At 58.4% G+C, this 15676-nt stretch carries 15 protein-coding genes and 5 tRNA genes; 18 read left to right on the top strand and 2 right to left on the bottom strand.

Translation table 11 applies throughout. The features are described 5' to 3' along the window. The first annotated feature begins 2 nt into the window (after positions 1-2). The 6 genes from CRO23_RS19985 to chbG all read left to right on the top strand — a co-directional run bounded on the left by CRO23_RS19985 (position 3) and on the right by chbG (position 6208). The gene (locus CRO23_RS19985; protein ID WP_079450102.1) at positions 3-896 is read left to right on the top strand and encodes a LysR family transcriptional regulator; all 894 of its coding nucleotides are present in this window, start codon (positions 3-5) and stop codon (positions 894-896) included. A 417-nt stretch (positions 897-1313) separates the two neighbouring features. After that, a complete protein-coding gene (locus tag CRO23_RS19980; RefSeq protein ID WP_004932561.1) occupies positions 1314-1631 on the top strand; it encodes a PTS sugar transporter subunit IIB in 318 nt (105 codons plus the stop codon). A 12-nt stretch (positions 1632-1643) separates the two neighbouring features. After that, entirely contained in the window at positions 1644-3005 is a 1362-nt protein-coding gene (gene chbC, locus CRO23_RS19975) for a PTS N,N'-diacetylchitobiose transporter subunit IIC (RefSeq protein WP_016929034.1), read from the top strand. A 43-nt stretch (positions 3006-3048) separates the two neighbouring features. Further along, positions 3049-4434, top strand: a complete 1386-nt coding sequence (locus CRO23_RS19970) for a glycoside hydrolase family 1 protein (protein ID WP_079450103.1) — start codon at positions 3049-3051, stop codon at positions 4432-4434. Between the two features lie 15 nt (positions 4435-4449). After that, entirely contained in the window at positions 4450-5298 is an 849-nt protein-coding gene (gene chbR, locus CRO23_RS19965; protein ID WP_016929032.1) for a transcriptional regulator ChbR, read from the top strand. 148 nt (positions 5299-5446) lie between these two features. After that, positions 5447-6208 (top strand): chitin disaccharide deacetylase, encoded by a 762-nt coding sequence (chbG, locus tag CRO23_RS19960; protein WP_079451055.1) that lies wholly within the window; start codon positions 5447-5449, stop codon positions 6206-6208. A 9-nt stretch (positions 6209-6217) separates the two neighbouring features. Here chbG and CRO23_RS19955 read toward each other — a convergent pair whose 3' ends face one another. After that, on the bottom strand, positions 6218-7597 hold the full coding sequence (locus CRO23_RS19955; protein ID WP_033641286.1) for an MFS transporter: 1380 nt from the start codon (positions 7595-7597) through the stop codon (positions 6218-6220). Positions 7598-7840: 243 nt separating this feature from the next. On the opposite strand from CRO23_RS19955, the gene pncC reads away from it, so the two are divergent. From pncC to recX, 3 genes are all read left to right on the top strand, one after another. After that, a complete protein-coding gene (gene pncC / locus CRO23_RS19950; protein WP_079451054.1) occupies positions 7841-8329 on the top strand; it encodes a nicotinamide-nucleotide amidase in 489 nt (162 codons plus the stop codon). Positions 8330-8440: 111 nt separating this feature from the next. Continuing rightward, positions 8441-9505 carry a recombinase RecA gene (gene recA, locus CRO23_RS19945; protein ID WP_004932541.1) on the top strand — a complete coding sequence of 355 codons (1065 nt, stop codon included), beginning with the start codon at positions 8441-8443 and terminating at the stop codon, positions 9503-9505. Positions 9506-9565: 60 nt separating this feature from the next. Continuing rightward, a complete protein-coding gene (recX, locus tag CRO23_RS19940) occupies positions 9566-10078 on the top strand; it encodes a recombination regulator RecX (RefSeq protein ID WP_079451053.1) in 513 nt (170 codons plus the stop codon). Positions 10079-10118: 40 nt separating this feature from the next. Here the strand turns inward: recX and CRO23_RS25125 are convergent, their stop codons facing one another. Next, complete coding sequence (locus CRO23_RS25125; RefSeq protein ID WP_162180460.1) at positions 10119-10262, bottom strand: hypothetical protein; 144 nt, start codon at positions 10260-10262, stop codon at positions 10119-10121. On the opposite strand from CRO23_RS25125, the gene alaS reads away from it, so the two are divergent. From alaS to CRO23_RS19890, 9 genes are all read left to right on the top strand, one after another. Further along, positions 10212-12839, top strand: a complete 2628-nt coding sequence (gene alaS / locus CRO23_RS19935) for an alanine--tRNA ligase (protein ID WP_028127835.1) — start codon at positions 10212-10214, stop codon at positions 12837-12839. The two genes, CRO23_RS25125 and alaS, sit on opposite strands and share 51 nt — an antisense overlap. A 252-nt stretch (positions 12840-13091) precedes the next feature. After that, entirely contained in the window at positions 13092-13277 is a 186-nt protein-coding gene (csrA, locus tag CRO23_RS19930) for a carbon storage regulator CsrA (protein ID WP_004091602.1), read from the top strand. A 310-nt stretch (positions 13278-13587) separates the two neighbouring features. Next, positions 13588-13680, top strand: a tRNA-Ser gene (locus tag CRO23_RS19920). Between the two features lie 3 nt (positions 13681-13683). Next, positions 13684-13760 (top strand) — tRNA-Arg (locus CRO23_RS19915). A 61-nt stretch (positions 13761-13821) separates the two neighbouring features. Beyond that, a tRNA-Arg gene (locus CRO23_RS19910) sits at positions 13822-13898 on the top strand. A gap of 190 nt (positions 13899-14088) precedes the next feature. Continuing rightward, positions 14089-14165: transfer RNA gene (locus tag CRO23_RS19905), tRNA-Arg, on the top strand. 75 nt (positions 14166-14240) lie between these two features. After that, positions 14241-14317, top strand: a tRNA-Arg gene (locus CRO23_RS19900). A gap of 315 nt (positions 14318-14632) precedes the next feature. After that, positions 14633-15199, top strand: a complete 567-nt coding sequence (gene yqaB / locus CRO23_RS19895; protein ID WP_004932523.1) for a fructose-1-phosphate/6-phosphogluconate phosphatase — start codon at positions 14633-14635, stop codon at positions 15197-15199. Continuing rightward, positions 15196-15624 carry a YqaA family protein gene (locus tag CRO23_RS19890; protein ID WP_025159656.1) on the top strand — a complete coding sequence of 143 codons (429 nt, stop codon included), beginning with the start codon at positions 15196-15198 and terminating at the stop codon, positions 15622-15624. The genes yqaB and CRO23_RS19890 overlap by 4 nt, the downstream gene beginning before the upstream one ends. The last annotated feature ends 52 nt before the right edge of the window (positions 15625-15676 follow it).

Raw genomic sequence — 15676 nt, 5'->3', positions numbered from 1 at the left:
GCATGAAAAAACCTGAACTGTCCGGCCTGGCGGCCTTTGTGGCTATCGCCAGTGAACGCAGCTTCCGCCGCGCCGCCGCCCGATTGGGCGTGACGCCGCCGACGCTCACCCACACCCTGCGCGAATTGGAAGCGCAGGTGGGCATTCGCCTGCTGAATCGCACCACCCGCAACGTCTCGCCGACGGAGGCCGGAGAGCACCTGCTGGCGCAGTTGGTGCCGGCTTTTACCGACATCGACGCCGCGCTGGAGAGCCTGAATGCGTTTCGTGCAGGGCCGCGAGGCCTGGTGCGCATCAACGCGCCGCGTTCGGCCATCGAGCTCGCCATCGTGCCGCATCTGGGGCGGTTGGCCTGCGAGTACCCCGGCATTACGCTGGAAGTGGTGGCGGACGAGGGGTTCGCCAACATTGTCGAGCAGGGCTTTGACGCCGGCATTAGGCTCGGCGAGGATCTGCACAACGATATGCGCGCGGTGCGTCTGACGCCGGATCTGCGTTTCGCCATCGTCGCCACGCCGGATTATTTTCAACGGCACGGCGAACCGATGCATCCGCAGGATTTGCTGCAGCACCGCTGCATCGGTTGGCGTAAGGCCTCTTCGGGCGAGCGCTACAAATGGGCATTTCAGCAGGGCGAGCAGCGGTTTTCCGTGGCGGTTAACAGCCCGTTGATACTCGATGACGGCAGGATGATGGTGCAGGCGGCGCTGGCGCACGTCGGCATCGCTTTCGCCATCGAACAAGAAGTAGAAGAACACCTGGCGAGCGGGCGGCTGCGGCGGGTGTTGACCGACTGGTGCGTGCCGTTTACCGGTTTTTACCTCTATTATCCCAACCGCAGGAATCATTCCGTGGCGCTGAGCACGGTGATCGAGTTGCTGCGTCTGCCCACCTAATCCTCTTCACCGGTTATCGCGTTCGGATGGCCGTAGGTGAATCAAGCTTGAACTATTTTTATTCCCTTTTCGTTTGTTCAGGCGCAAATAACCCCTTAAATTCTCGGTGAGTTTGTAACTTGCTGTTTATAATTGTTATTTGAATATTTATTGCGAATATTCCGAGTTTTTATCGGTTATTTGAGAGCCCGGTCACACTATTTTTTTGTGCGAAATGTGAAGGGGGTCAATCCGTCAGGTCAATGAGAGACGGTTATGTCTCCTCCTGGCTTACCGATCCGTTTTTCATGCTCCGTATACTGTCCATAACCAGGGCAACGTGACGGAAATTTTCATAAGGAATGTGCGTGAAGCAATCGTGATTGCATCTGGCATACAAATAACACGGGGTTTTTTTGATTATCTGAGGTGCTTGGTATGGAAAAGAAAAAAATCTATCTGTTTTGTTCTGCCGGTATGTCCACTTCCCTGTTGGTATCAAAAATGAAGGCGCAGGCCGAAAAATATGAAGTGCCGGTGATCATCGCCGCCTATCCGGAAGCGTTGGCCGCAGAGAAGGGCGTTGAGGCGGATCTGATCCTGCTGGGGCCGCAGATCGCCTACACCTTGCCGGAAGTGCAAAAACAGCTGCCCAATAAACCCGTTGAGGTCATCGATCCGCTGCTGTACGGCAAGGTCGATGGGCTGGGCGTGCTGAAGGCCGCGGTGGCCGCCATCAAGAAAGCCAATCAATAACAGGAGGCCGCCGTGAATACCCTCATTGCCTCGCTCGAGAAGGTTATCCTGCCTTTCGCCGTAAAAATCGGTAAGCAGCCCCACGTCAACGCCATCAAGAATGGCTTTATCCGCCTGATGCCGCTGACCTTGACCGGGGCGATGTTCGTGTTGATCAACAACGTGTTTCTGAGCTTCGGCGAAGGATCGTTCTTCTATTCTCTGGGCGTAAGGTTAGATGCCTCTACCATAGAGACGCTGAATAGTCTGAAGAGCATCGGCGGCAGCGTTTACAACGGTACGTTGGGGATCATGTCCCTGATGACGCCGTTCTTTATCAGCATGGCGCTGGCCGAAGAGCGCAAGGTCGATCCCCTGGCCTCGGCGCTGCTGGCGGTGGCGGCCTTCATGACCGTCACGCCGTTCAACGTCGGCGAGGCCTATGCGGTGGGCGCCAATTGGCTGGGCGGCGCCAACATCATTTCCGGTATGGTGATCGGGCTGGCGGTGGCTGAGATGTTTGCCTTCATCGTGCGGCGCAACTGGGTGATCAGCCTGCCGGACAGCGTGCCGGCTTCGGTGTCGCGCTCCTTCTCGGCGCTGATCCCCGGCTTCATCATCCTCTCCATCATGGGGCTGGTGGCGTTCGCGCTGGCGCACTGGGGCACCAACTTTCACCAGATCATCATGGACGGCATTTCGGCGCCGCTGGCCAAGATGGGCAGCGTGGTGGGCTGGGTGTACGTGCTGTTCTCCTCGCTGCTGTGGTTCTTTGGGGTGCACGGCTCCATGGCGCTGGCGGCGCTGGACAGCGGCATCATGACGCCGTTCGCGCTGGAAAACGTGGAGCTGTACAACAAATACGGTTCGGTCGAAGCGGCGGTGGCCGCCGGAAAAGAGTTCCACATGTGGGCGAAACCGTTCGTCGATTCCTACATCTACCTCGGCGGCACCGGCTCGACGCTGGGCTTGATCATCGCCATCTTCATCGCCTCGCGCCGCGAAGATTACCGCCAGGTCGCCAAACTGGCGACGCCATCCGGCATCTTCCAGATTAACGAACCGATACTGTTTGGTCTGCCGGTGATCATGAACCCGGTGATGTTCATTCCGTTCATCCTGGTGCAGCCGGTGCTGACCATTATCACCTCCCTGGCCTACTACTCCGGGCTGATCCCGCCGATCACCAACATTGCGCCCTGGACCATGCCGGTCGGCCTGGGGGCGTTCTTCAACACCAACGGCAGCATCATGGCCATGTTGCTGAGCCTGTTCAACCTGGCGGTCGCCACCGTGATCTATCTGCCGTTCGTGGCGATTTCCAACAAGGCGCAGAGCCAGATCGACGCGGCGACGGAAAGCGAAGAAGACATCGCCAAGGCGCTGAAATTCTAACTGTGGAACGGGGCGGCGCGGTCGCCCCGCGAGGGACGCGAATATGGAATATCAATTTGCCGACGGGTTCTGGTGGGGCAGCGCCACCTCCGCGCCGCAGTCTGAAGGGGCGGCCGCGCGGGACGGCAAGAGTCGCAACATCTTCGACTATTGGTACGAGATCGCGCCCGAGCGCTTTCACGGACGGGTGGGGCCGACTGAGGCCTCGACCTTTTATGACCATTTCCGCACCGATATCGGGCTGCTCAAAACGCTGGGCCATAATACTTTCAGAACCTCGATCTCGTGGTCGCGGCTGATCCCGGACGGCGACGGTGAAGTGAACCCGCAGGCGGTGGCGTTCTATAACGCGATGATCGACGAGCTGCTGGCGCAGGGCATCACCCCGTTTATCAATCTCTATCACTTCGATATGCCGCTGTGCATGCAACAGCGCGGCGGTTGGGAAAGCCGGGCGGTGGTCGAAGCCTATGCGCGTTACGCCGATACCTGTTTCGGCCTGTTTGGCGATCGGGTCACCCACTGGTTCACCTTCAACGAGCCGATCGTGCCGGTGGAAGCCGGTTACCTGAATGACCTGCACTACCCTTGCGTGGTGGACTTCAAACGGGCGGTCACCGTGGCGTATCACAGCGTACTGGCGCACGCCATGGCGGTGCAGCGTTTCAGAGCGCGGAGGCTGCCGGGGAGCATCGGCATCATTCTGAATCTGAGCCCGACCTATCCGCGCTCCGACGCGCCGGAGGATCGGCAGGCCGCACACGACGCCGATCTGCTGCTCAACCGCAGTTTCCTCGATCCGGTTGCCAAAGGGCGTTACCCGGCCGCATTGCTGCACCTGTTGGAGCGACATGGGCTGATGCCCTATTGCGAACCGCAGGACGCGCAGCTGATCGAAGGCGGCGTGGTGGATATCCTTGGCGTCAACTATTACCAGCCGCGCAGGGTGCAAGCGAAAGCGGGACGGCGCGCCGAGGGGCCGATCGCATCGCCGGAGGATTTGTTCAGTTACTATGCAATGCCGGGCCGCAAAATCAATCCGCACCGCGGCTGGGAGATCTACGAGAAGGGGCTGTACGACATCCTGATGGATCTGAAAGAGAACTACGGCAATCTGCCCTGTTATATTTCGGAAAATGGCATGGGCGTCGAGGGCGAAGAGGCGTTTATCGGCGCCGATGGGCGGGTGGAGGACGATTACCGCATCGACTTTATTCGCGAGCACCTGAAGTGGCTGCACCGCGCGCTGGCGGAAGGCTCGCAGTGCAAAGGCTATCATCTGTGGACCTTTATCGACTGCTGGTCCTGGCTGAACGCCTACAAGAATCGTTATGGGCTGGTGCGGCTGGATCGGGCGGATCAGCGGCGCACCATTAAAAAAAGCGGTTACTGGTTTGCCGAGGCGGCCAGACGCAACGGATTTGACTAACGGGAGGCCGGCGCTGTGTCCGATAACCGAATTTCGCTGAGTGCCAACGACGTGAAGCTGATTCGCGAGCAAGATTTCTTTAACTGCAAAGACTTTCACCTGTTCATCTACAACAAGGTGGAAAGCGCCACCGGGCTGCATCAGCACGACTATTACGAGTTCACCATCGTGCTGAGCGGCAAATGCTATCAGGAGATCAACGGCAAGCGGGTGCTGCTGGAACGCGGGGATTTCGTCTTTATCCCTATCGGTTCCTACCACCAGAGCTTTTACGAGTTCGGCGCGACGAAAATTTTCAACGTGGCGGTCAGCAAAGCGTTCTTTGAAGAGCATTACTTGCAACAGCTGCCGCGCTGTTTTGTCGCCTCGCAGGCCTACAGCCTGAGAAGCGAGTTTTTGGCCTATATCGAATCGGTGGTGAGTTCCCCGCAGTTTCGTGAGGACGACTTCGCCGAATTCCTCGAAACATTGACCTTCTACGTGATCAGCCGCATCCGACATTATAAAGAAGAAAACGACGGCGGCGATGATATCCCGCAGTGGCTGAAGAACACCCTGGCCGGCATGCATGACAAGGCGATGTTCGGCGAAAAGGCGTTGGCGAACATGGTGGCGCTGTCGGGGAAAACCCAGGAGTACCTGACCCGGGCGATGCGGCGTTACTACCATAAAACGCCGATGCAGGTGATCAATGAGATCCGCATCAACTTCGCCAAGACGCAGCTGGAGGTCACCAACTATTCGGTTTCCGATATCGCCTTCGATTCCGGCTATGGCGACGTCAGCCTGTTCATTAAAAACTTCAAGCGGCTCACCGACGTGACCCCGGGCAATTACCGAAAAAAGTGTTACGGCCCTCTTTAGGGCCGCTCCCGATCAGTATCAACGCCGATATGCCGATGAGCTTCAGGGCGCCGGTCGGTTAATCATTTGATTTTTACCTTAACGAGGGGGAATGCCGCGCCGAGCGGTCGGCCTTCCCTTGCCAAAAATCTATCCCGCGGGAGCCTCTATGGAAAAACTACTGATCGTAAATGCCGACGATTTCGGCCTGAGCAAAGGGCAGAACTATGGCGTCATCGAGGCGTATCAGCATGGCGTCGTTTCCTCCACCACGGCGATGGTGAACGGCGGCGGCGCGCAGCACGCGGCGGCGCTCAGCCGGCAATATCCAGGGTTGCCGATCGGGCTGCATTTCGTTTTGACCCATGGCAAGCCGCTGGGCGCCATGCCTTCGTTGGTCAACGAACATGGCGAACTGGGCAAATGGCTGTGGCGCCGCGCCGAGGCCGGCGAGCTGTCGCTGGACGAAATTCACGAGGAGCTGCAGCGCCAGTTCGCGCGGTTTGTGACGCTGTTCGGCCGCCCGCCGACGCATATCGACAGCCATCACCATGTGCATATGCAGCCGCAAATTTATCCGCTGGTGGAGGCGTTCGCGCAAGCGCAGGGTCTGCCGCTGCGTCTCGATCGCGAAGAGGCGAAACGGCGCGAACTGGCGTTGCAGACTCCCTGCAGCACCGACGCGTTTGACGCGGGATTCTACGGTGAAATGATTTCCGAAGCCTTGTTCCTGCAGCGGTTGGCGCGCGCCGACGAGCAGGGCGCCGAGTCATTGGAAATGATGTGCCACCCGGCGTTCCTCGACGCGACGATCCTGCAGAGCAAATACTGCCACCCGCGCCTCGTCGAGCTGGATGTGTTGACCGCGCCGACGCTGAAAGCGGCGATCGCCGAACGCGGTTTTCTGTTGGGCTCCTTCCAGGATCTGTAACACCGCCGTTTACAGCATGGCGTGCGCTTTTTTCAGGCCGGTGTCTTCTTCAGGATCGGCACCCTGAGGCAAGGGCTCCGCCTCTTGTGCTTCAGGCTGTGGCTCGTCGACCTCGGGCGCCGCTTCCGGCGGCGGCATGGTGTCGTGAATGATCTGCTCATCGAAGGTCGGATTGAGCGCCGGCGACAGCGGCGAGCTGGCGAGGCTGTCTGGCAGCGGGATGTGGGGCACCGGCGCGTCCTGCGCCAGCTGCGGTTCTTCCGCTTTCGCCGTGCGGCTGAGGGCCGCCAGCAGCACGCCGCACAGGGCGAAAAAGGCGTACAGGATATTGCCGCCCAGCGGTTCGATCAACGCGCCGACCGCCAATGGCCCGATGCTGGCGCCGACGCCGAACGCCATCAGCAGACAGGCGGCCAGCGAGACGCGGCGTTCCGGCTCGATCAGATCGTTGGCCAGCGCCACCGCCAGCGGGTAGAGCGTAAATTGCAACATGCTGACGACGAACCCGACCGCCAGCAGCAGCGGGAAATCGATGTGCGGCAGCAGCGCCAGCGGCAGCGCCGCCACGATCAGCAAAATGGCGTTGAGGCGCATCAGCAACGGGCGATTATAGCGATCCGACAGCCAACTGAGCGGGAACTGCGCGATCAGCCCGGCGAAGATGGCCAGCGCCATGAACAGGCCGGTTTGCTGAGTGGTTAAGGATTGCAGGCTGGCGTAGACCGGCGCCAGGCCGTAAAACGAGCCCACCACCATGCCGATCACCAGCGTGGTGGCCAGCACCTTGGGAATGGCGCCGACAAAGTAACGCAGCTCCATCGGGGCCGGCGACATGTGGCGCGCATTGGTGCGGGTGGTAAGCGCGATCGGCACCAGACAAAGTGCGAAGCACAGCGCGATCACCAGCAGCGTGGTGATGCCCAGGTTGCTCTGCAGCATCAGCACGATCTGGCCCAGCGACATGCCAAGATAGGTCGCCGCCATATAGAAGCCGAACACCATGCCGCGCTGGTTGGATTCCGCCTGGTCGTTCAGCCAGCTTTCCAGCACCATATACTGGCACATCATGCACAACCCGATCACCAGACGCAGCGCAACCCAGGCGGGAATGAACGCCGTCAGGCCGTGCCCCAGCACCGCAGCGGTGATGATGCCGGCGCAGGCCACGTAGGCGCGGATATGCCCGACGCGGGCGATGAGAAAGTGGCCGACCTTGCCGCCGATCACCAACCCGATGTAGTTGGCGGCGATGATGGCGCCGATCAGCGCGCTGCTGACGTGGATGGAGGTCAGCCGCAGCGAGACGTAGGTGGTGAGCAGGCCCGAGCCCAACAGCAGCAGCAGGGTGGTGGTGTACAACGGCAAGAATACGCCCAACGTTTTTTTCACGCTATCATCCTAATCTCTTCTGGTGCGCCCTGAGGCCGCCGCCGCAGCGCGCCGCCTCCGTGATGTTCCTTGTGCTGGTGCGCCGCCGCTCGATGGGGCGCTTCTTTTGATACTAGCAGCTTGGCCGGGCGCTTAAAACCGCACCTCCTGCGAGGCGCTGCGCATTTCTGCGCGCCGGCCGCCGTGTCGCCTTGATAAATGCTACTATCGGGCGCATATACCTGAATTCGCGAGGGAGGGGTTATGAGTGAAAACCAACTGCGCCGGCTCAGCGTGCTGGCGGGGGAAAAACTGAAGGCTCAGGGCCGCTGGATCACCTGCGCGGAATCCTGCACCGGCGGCGGCATCGCCAAGGCCATTACCGATATCGCCGGCAGCTCCGCCTATTTCGATCGCGGTTTCGTCACCTACAGCAATGCGGCGAAACATGATCTGCTGGGGGTGAGCGAAGCGACGTTGATGGCGCACGGCGCGGTCAGCGAAGAGGTGGTGCGCGAGATGGCGATAGGGGCGCTGCGGGCGGCGCAGGCCGATCTGGCGCTGTCGGTGAGCGGCATCGCCGGCCCGGACGGCGGCAGCGCGGAAAAGCCGGTCGGCACCGTGTGGTTCGGCTTCGCCGGCAGCGATGGCCGGGGGCTGTCGCGCAAGATGCAATTCGAGGGCGACCGCGACGCGGTGCGGCTGCAGGCGACGATTTTCGCGCTGCAAACCGCCATCGACGAATTTTTGTAAATTAGGCTTGATACTGTATGACCATACAGTATAATTAGTGACATTTCCTGCACAACATACATTCAGTGGCAGTGTGGGGTAACACCGGCATTGCGAAACGAAGGAGCAAAAATGGCTATTGATGAGAACAAGCAAAAGGCGTTAGCTGCGGCACTGGGCCAGATTGAGAAACAGTTCGGCAAAGGCTCCATCATGCGCCTGGGTGAAGACCGCTCCATGGACGTGGAAACGATCTCCACCGGCTCACTGTCACTCGATATCGCTCTGGGCGCCGGCGGCCTGCCAATGGGCCGCATCGTCGAAATTTACGGCCCGGAATCCTCCGGTAAAACCACTCTGACGCTGCAGGTGATCGCCGCCGCGCAGCGCGAAGGCAAAACCTGTGCGTTCATCGATGCCGAGCACGCGCTGGATCCTATCTATGCGAAAAAGCTGGGCGTCGATATCGACAACCTGCTGTGCTCCCAGCCGGACACCGGCGAGCAGGCGCTGGAAATCTGTGATGCGCTGACCCGCTCCGGCGCGGTTGACGTCATCATCGTCGACTCCGTGGCGGCGCTGACGCCGAAGGCGGAAATCGAAGGTGAAATCGGCGATTCGCACATGGGGTTGGCGGCGCGCATGATGAGCCAGGCCATGCGTAAGCTGGCCGGCAACCTGAAAAACGCCAATACCCTGCTGATCTTCATCAACCAGATCCGTATGAAAATTGGTGTGATGTTCGGCAACCCGGAAACCACGACCGGCGGTAACGCCCTGAAGTTCTACGCTTCGGTGCGTCTGGATATCCGTCGTATCGGCGCCATCAAAGAAGGCGACGAAGTGGTGGGCAGCGAAACCCGCGTGAAAGTGGTGAAGAACAAAATCGCTGCGCCGTTCAAACAGGCTGAGTTCCAAATCATGTACGGCGAAGGCATCAACAGCCGTGGCGAACTGGTCGATCTGGGCGTGAAGCACAAGATGATCGAAAAAGCCGGCGCCTGGTACAGCTATAACGGCGAGAAGATCGGTCAGGGCAAGGCGAATGCCTGTAACTTCCTGAAAGAAAACCCGGCTATCGCCGCCGAGCTGGATAAGAAGCTGCGCGACCTGCTGCTGCACAGCGGCGGTGAGCTGGTGGCTGCCTCCGGTGACGACTTCGAAGATGACGAAGCGGAAACCAGCGAGCAGTTCTAATCGCTGAAGATGTGCGCCGCCGTTTATGTGGCGCATATCCTCTGAATTCAGGCTTGAATGATGAATGACTTGCTAAGCCGCGCCATGCGCCTGCTGTCGCAACGCGATCATAGTGAAGCTGAACTGCGCCGCAAACTTGCGGCGCAGCCGTTTGTGGCGAAAGCCCGGTTTGGCGGCAAGGGGCCGCATGCGCCGACATCGCCGACGGTGGCCGAAGAGCCGGTGGATCCTGCGCTGATCGATCAGGTTGTCGTCTACTGTTACCAGCACAACTGGCTGGACGATAAGCGTTTCGCCCACAGCTACATCGGCAGCCGCAGCCGCAAAGGTTATGGCGCGCAGCGCATCCGCAGCGAACTGATGCAAAAGGGCGTGGATAAAGCGCTGGTGCAGGACGCGCTGGCGGAATGCGATATCGACTGGTGCGAGCAGGCGAAACAGGTGGCGCAGCGAAAATTTGGCGATGCGTTGCCAACTGACTGGAAAGAGAAAGCCAAAGTGCAGCGTTATCTGCTCTATCGCGGCTTCTTCCAGGAAGAAATTCAGTCAATTTACCGTGATTTTGCGCAATGAGCGCACACGGGGTTTTACTTCCCTCTGAAGAAAATTTATCTTATCCCCACTTTTTGTTCGTGAGCTGGTTGTCATCGTCGGGATGACGCGCCACCGGCTCACGTGTCGTTATTCTAGCCTTTCCAGGAAAATTATGAGCAAGAGCACCGCTGAGATCCGTCAAGCGTTTCTCGATTTCTTTCATAGTAAGGGTCATCAGGTTGTAGCAAGCAGCTCCCTGGTGCCTAACAATGATCCGACATTGCTGTTTACCAATGCCGGCATGAACCAATTTAAGGATGTTTTCCTGGGGCTCGACAAACGCGCCTATTCCCGCGCCACCACCTCGCAGCGCTGCGTGCGCGCAGGCGGCAAGCATAACGACCTGGAAAACGTCGGTTATACCGCTCGTCACCACACCTTCTTTGAAATGCTGGGCAACTTCAGCTTCGGCGATTACTTCAAGCACGACGCGATCAGCTACGCGTGGGAACTGCTGACCGGTGAAAACTGGTTCAACCTGCCGAAAGAGAGACTGTGGGTCACCGTGTATGAAACCGATGACGAAGCGTTCGACATCTGGCAGAAGCAAATCGGCGTACCGGCGGAGCGCATTATCCGCATCGGCGACAACAAGGGCGCGCCTTTCGCTTCCGATAACTTCTGGCAGATGGGCGACACCGGTCCATGCGGCCCGTGCACCGAGATTTTCTACGATCACGGCGATCACATCTGGGGCGGCCCTCCAGGCAGCCCGGAAGAAGACGGCGACCGTTACATCGAGATCTGGAACATCGTTTTCATGCAGTTCAACCGTCAGTCCGACGGCACCATGCTGCCGCTGCCGAAACCTTCGGTGGATACCGGCATGGGTCTGGAACGCATCGCGGCGGTGTTGCAGCATGTGAACTCCAACTATGAGATCGACCTGTTCCGCACCCTGATCGCCGCCGTGGCGAAAGTGACCGGCGCGACCGATCTGGACAACAAATCTCTGCGCGTTATTGCCGACCACATCCGTTCCTGCGCTTTCCTGGTGTCTGACGGCGTGATCCCCTCTAACGAAAACCGCGGCTACGTGCTGCGTCGCATCATTCGTCGCGCGATCCGCCATGGCAACATGCTGGGCGCGAAAGATACCTTCTTCTACAAGCTGGTAGCGCCGCTGATCGAAGTGATGGGCCCGGCGGCCGACGAGCTGAAACGCCAGCAATCGCTGGTGGAACAGGTGCTGAAAACCGAAGAGGAGCAGTTTGCCCGCACGCTGGAGCGTGGCCTGGCGCTGTTGGACGAAGAGCTGGCCAAGCTGCAGGGTGATACTCTGGACGGCGAAACCGCCTTTCGTCTGTACGATACCTACGGTTTCCCGGTCGATCTGACCGCTGACGTCTGCCGCGAACGCGGTCTGAAAGTCGACGAAGCGGGCTTTGAAGAAGCGATGGAAGCGCAGCGTCGCCGCGCGCGCGAATCCAGCGGCTTCGGCGCCGACTACAACAGCCTGATCCGCGTGGACGGCAGCAGCCAGTTCAGCGGCTACGATCACGACGAGCAGCAGGCGACGGTCATCGCGCTGTTCCGCGACGGCCAGCCTGTCGATCAGATCAACGCCGGCGAAGAGGCGGTGGTGGTGCTGGACGAGACGCCGTTCTACGGTGAATCCGGCGGCCAGGTCGGCGATAAAGGCGTGCTGAAAGCCGCCGGCGCCGAGTTTGTGGTCAACGACACCCAGAAATACGGTCAGGCTATCGGCCATCAAGGCAAGCTGGCGCAAGGTTCGCTGAAGCTGAACGATCGCGTGGACGCGCAGATCGACACTGAGCGCCGCAACAGCATCCGTCTGAACCACTCCGCGACCCACCTGCTGCACGCCGCGCTGCGCCAAACGTTGGGCGAGCACGTTGCGCAGAAAGGCTCTCTGGTTAACGACAAATACCTGCGCTTCGACTTCTCGCATTTTGAAGCGATGAAGCCGGAACAAATTCGCGCGGTGGAAGATCTAGTTAACCAGCAGGTGCGTCGTAACCTGCCGGTGCAGACCGAGCTGATGGCGTTGGAAGACGCGAAAGAGAAGGGGGCGATGGCGCTGTTCGGCGAGAAGTACGACGACAACGTGCGCGTGCTGACCATGGGCGACTTCTCCACCGAGCTGTGCGGCGGCACCCACGCCAGCCGCACCGGTGATATCGGCCTGTTCCGCATTCTGAGCGAATCGGGCACCGCGGCGGGCATCCGCCGTATTGAAGCGGTGACCGGCGCTGGCGCTATCGCTACGCTGCATCAGCAAAGCGATTTGTTGCAAGACGTTGCTCAGTTGGTGAAGGGCGACAGCAACAACCTGACCGATAAAGTGCGCTCGGTGCTCGATCGCACGCGCGTGCTGGAAAAAGAACTGCAGCAGCTGAAAGACCAGCAGGCGGCGCAGGAAAGCGCGTCGCTGTCCAGCCAGGCGAAAGTGGTTAACGGCGTGAAGCTGTTGGTCAGCCAGTTGGACAATGTCGAAGCCAAAATGCTGCGCACCATGGTGGATGACCTGAAAAATCAATTGGGTTCGGCCATTATCGTGTTGGCGACGACGGCTGATGACAAAGTCAGCCTGGTCGCGGGCGTGACCAAGGATCTGACTGACCGCGTGAAAGCTGGCGAGTTGATCGGCAACGTGGCGCAGCAGGTCGGCGGCAAGGGCGGTGGTCGCCCTGATATGGCGATGGCGGGGGGGACGGATATTAACGCCCTGCCAGCGGCGTTAAACAGCGTAGAAGCCTGGGTGGCCTCAAAGCTGTGAACATAAATAAATAGCACGGACAAACGCCATAATACTTTGTTGATTATGGCGTTTTCATACTGTGCTAACACAATTTAGTTACAATTGCGGGAACAAAGTTTTTCTGGTCGGCTAAACTTACCATTATCTGAGGTGGGACCAAGTCTGCTTACACTTATTGTGGATTGCGCGGCTTACGTTTTCACCACATATGATGGATAATGACGGGGAAACTGAGAGACCCGACTCTTTTAATCTTTCAAGGAGCAAAGAATGTTAATTCTGACTCGTCGAGTTGGTGAAACCCTCATGATTGGCGATGAGGTTACGGTCACTGTGCTAGGGGTAAAAGGCAACCAGGTGCGTATTGGTGTGAACGCCCCCAAAGAGGTTTCAGTTCACCGTGAAGAAATCTATCAGCGCATTCAGGCAGAGAAGTCTCAGCAGACGACTTACTGATTCCGAAGCAGCGTCTCGTTGCCAGACGAGACGCTACTGCATCGTTTTACCCACTTCTTTCGTTCTCCCTCTTCTTTTTCGTGATTATTTTCCCGGTGAGTTTCCTGCTTTATTGCTGCAGACGTTGCGGTTGCCTGTTGATAAAACGCCCTTTTTGCCGTGAAATCGCCCATGTTGGGTGCGAATTGTGCAAACGCGCATGAGTTGGGAAAAATTGTTTGACTTAAAAGTCGGAGAAAGTAATATGTGCGCCACGCAGTGCCGATGAGCTTCTCCAAAGCAAGTCAGGCACAATTCGAAAGAAGCGTATGGTGAGGTGGCCGAGAGGCTGAAGGCGCTCCCCTGCTAAGGGAGTATGCGGTCAAAAGCTGCATCCGGGGTTCGAATCCCCGCCTCACCGCCATTTGCATCCGTAGCTCAGCTGGATAGAGTACTCGGCTACGAACCGAGCGGTCGGAGGTTCGAATCCTCCCGGATGCACCATATTTTGCAGTATGGTGGGGTAGTAACAACGTACCATACGGTATCAAAAAAGAATTCCTGTGCATCCGTAGCTCAGCTGGATAGAGTACTCGGCTACGAACCGAGCGGTCGGAGGTTCGAATCCTCCCGGATGCACCATTCTTAATCTCACTCGTCGCGAAGAGAAATCTTCAAGCGGGTGGAAGAAAAGAAAGTGTTACCAGGGAGGATAACGTTGCTTAAGCAACGACCCGCAGGGTGAGGCGCTAGCGCCGAATCATCCTCCCGGATGCACCATTCTTCAAGTCTGGCTTTATTAGCAAAGCCGGCACGCGGTAAAAATAGTAATGCATCCGTAGCTCAGCTGGATAGAGTACTCGGCTACGAACCGAGCGGTCGGAGGTTCGAATCCTCCCGGATGCACCATCTAAGAGAAGCCCGCCTTAGCGGGTTTTTGCTTTTCTGTTATTCGTGAAACAGGCAAGCGGCAAAAACAGTCATGCATCCGTAGCTCAGCTGGATAGAGTACTCGGCTACGAACCGAGCGGTCGGAGGTTCGAATCCTCCCGGATGCACCATGTTTAACTCCCCGTATCGCGAAGAGAAATCTTCAAGCGGGTGGGAGAAAGGAAAGTGTCCTTGGGGAGGATAACGTTGCTTTAGCAACGGCCCGCAGGGTGAGGCGTTGGCGCCGAATCATCCTCCCGGATGCACCATCTAAGAAAAACCCGCCTTGGCGGGTTTTTCGCTTTTCAGCATTTAGCCATTCTCTCTTCCCCCTTTCCTTCTTTGCACCCGATCGATCACAGCACATTCCGCTATGACGCAGTCAGCGACAACCCAACGGCTTTACGCTAAAGTAGTTTTCTTTCCTCAACGATCATGGAGTAACGATGTACGACCGCTATCAGGGTCTTATTTTCGACATGGACGGCACGATTCTGGACACCGAGCCAACGCACCGCAAAGCGTGGAGTGAAGTGCTGTCGCGTTATGGCATGACGTTTGATGAAGCGGCTATGGTGGCGCTGAGCGGTTCACCGACCTGGCGCATCGCTCAGGCGATTATCGCCAGCCACCAGGCCGATCTCGATCCCCATCATCTGGCCGCGGAGAAAACCCGCGCGGTGGAGGCGATGCTGTTGGACAGCGTGCGCCCGTTGCCGCTGATCGAGGTGGTAAAATCCTATCACGGTCGCCGTCCGATGGCGGTCGGTACCGGCAGCGAGCACCGCATGGCGGAAATGCTGCTGCGTCATCTCGGCCTGTTCAACTGCTTCGACGCGATCGTCGGTGCGGACGACGTACAGCGCCATAAACCGGAGCCGGACACCTTCCTGCGCTGCGCCGAACTTATCGGCGTGCCGCCGGAAAAGTGCGTGGTGTTTGAAGACGCCGAGTTCGGCATCCAGGCGGCAAAAAGCGCCGGTATGGACGTGGTAGACGTTCGCACGCTGTGAGTAGTACGCTAGCCGTAATATCGTTATTTGGCAGCAGCTTCCTCAGTGCGACGCTGCTGCCGGGAAATTCAGAAATCGTTCTGGTCGCTTTGCTGACCCAGAGTCGCGTCTCGCCGGAATTGCTGGTGCTGGCCGCGACCCTGGGCAACACGCTGGGCGGCTTGACCAATGTCATTATCGGGCGCCTGTTACCGGCGTTGAAACCACAGCGGGGGCTGGCAACGGCGCTCGGGTGGCTGCAACGCTTCGGCCCGGCTGCGCTGTTGCTCAGCTGGGTGCCGGTGGTGGGCGATTTGTTGTGCGTGTTGGCAGGTTGGCTGCGCATGCCCTGGGGCTCTGTCGCGCTGTTTCTGTGTATCGGAAAGGCGCTGCGTTACATCGTTTTGACTATGATAACGGTACAGGGCATCGCCTGGTGGCAGTAACCAAGTGAATATAACTCAATATTCTCTCGGGTGCGGATTCAGTATGCTTACG

This window comes from Serratia sp. JKS296 (genome assembly GCF_900215445.1).
GTDB classification, from domain to species: Bacteria; Pseudomonadota; Gammaproteobacteria; order Enterobacterales; family Enterobacteriaceae; genus Serratia; species Serratia marcescens.
Note: the sequence above shows the minus strand (reverse complement) of the source record. Positions and strands in the feature narration are given on the sequence as shown.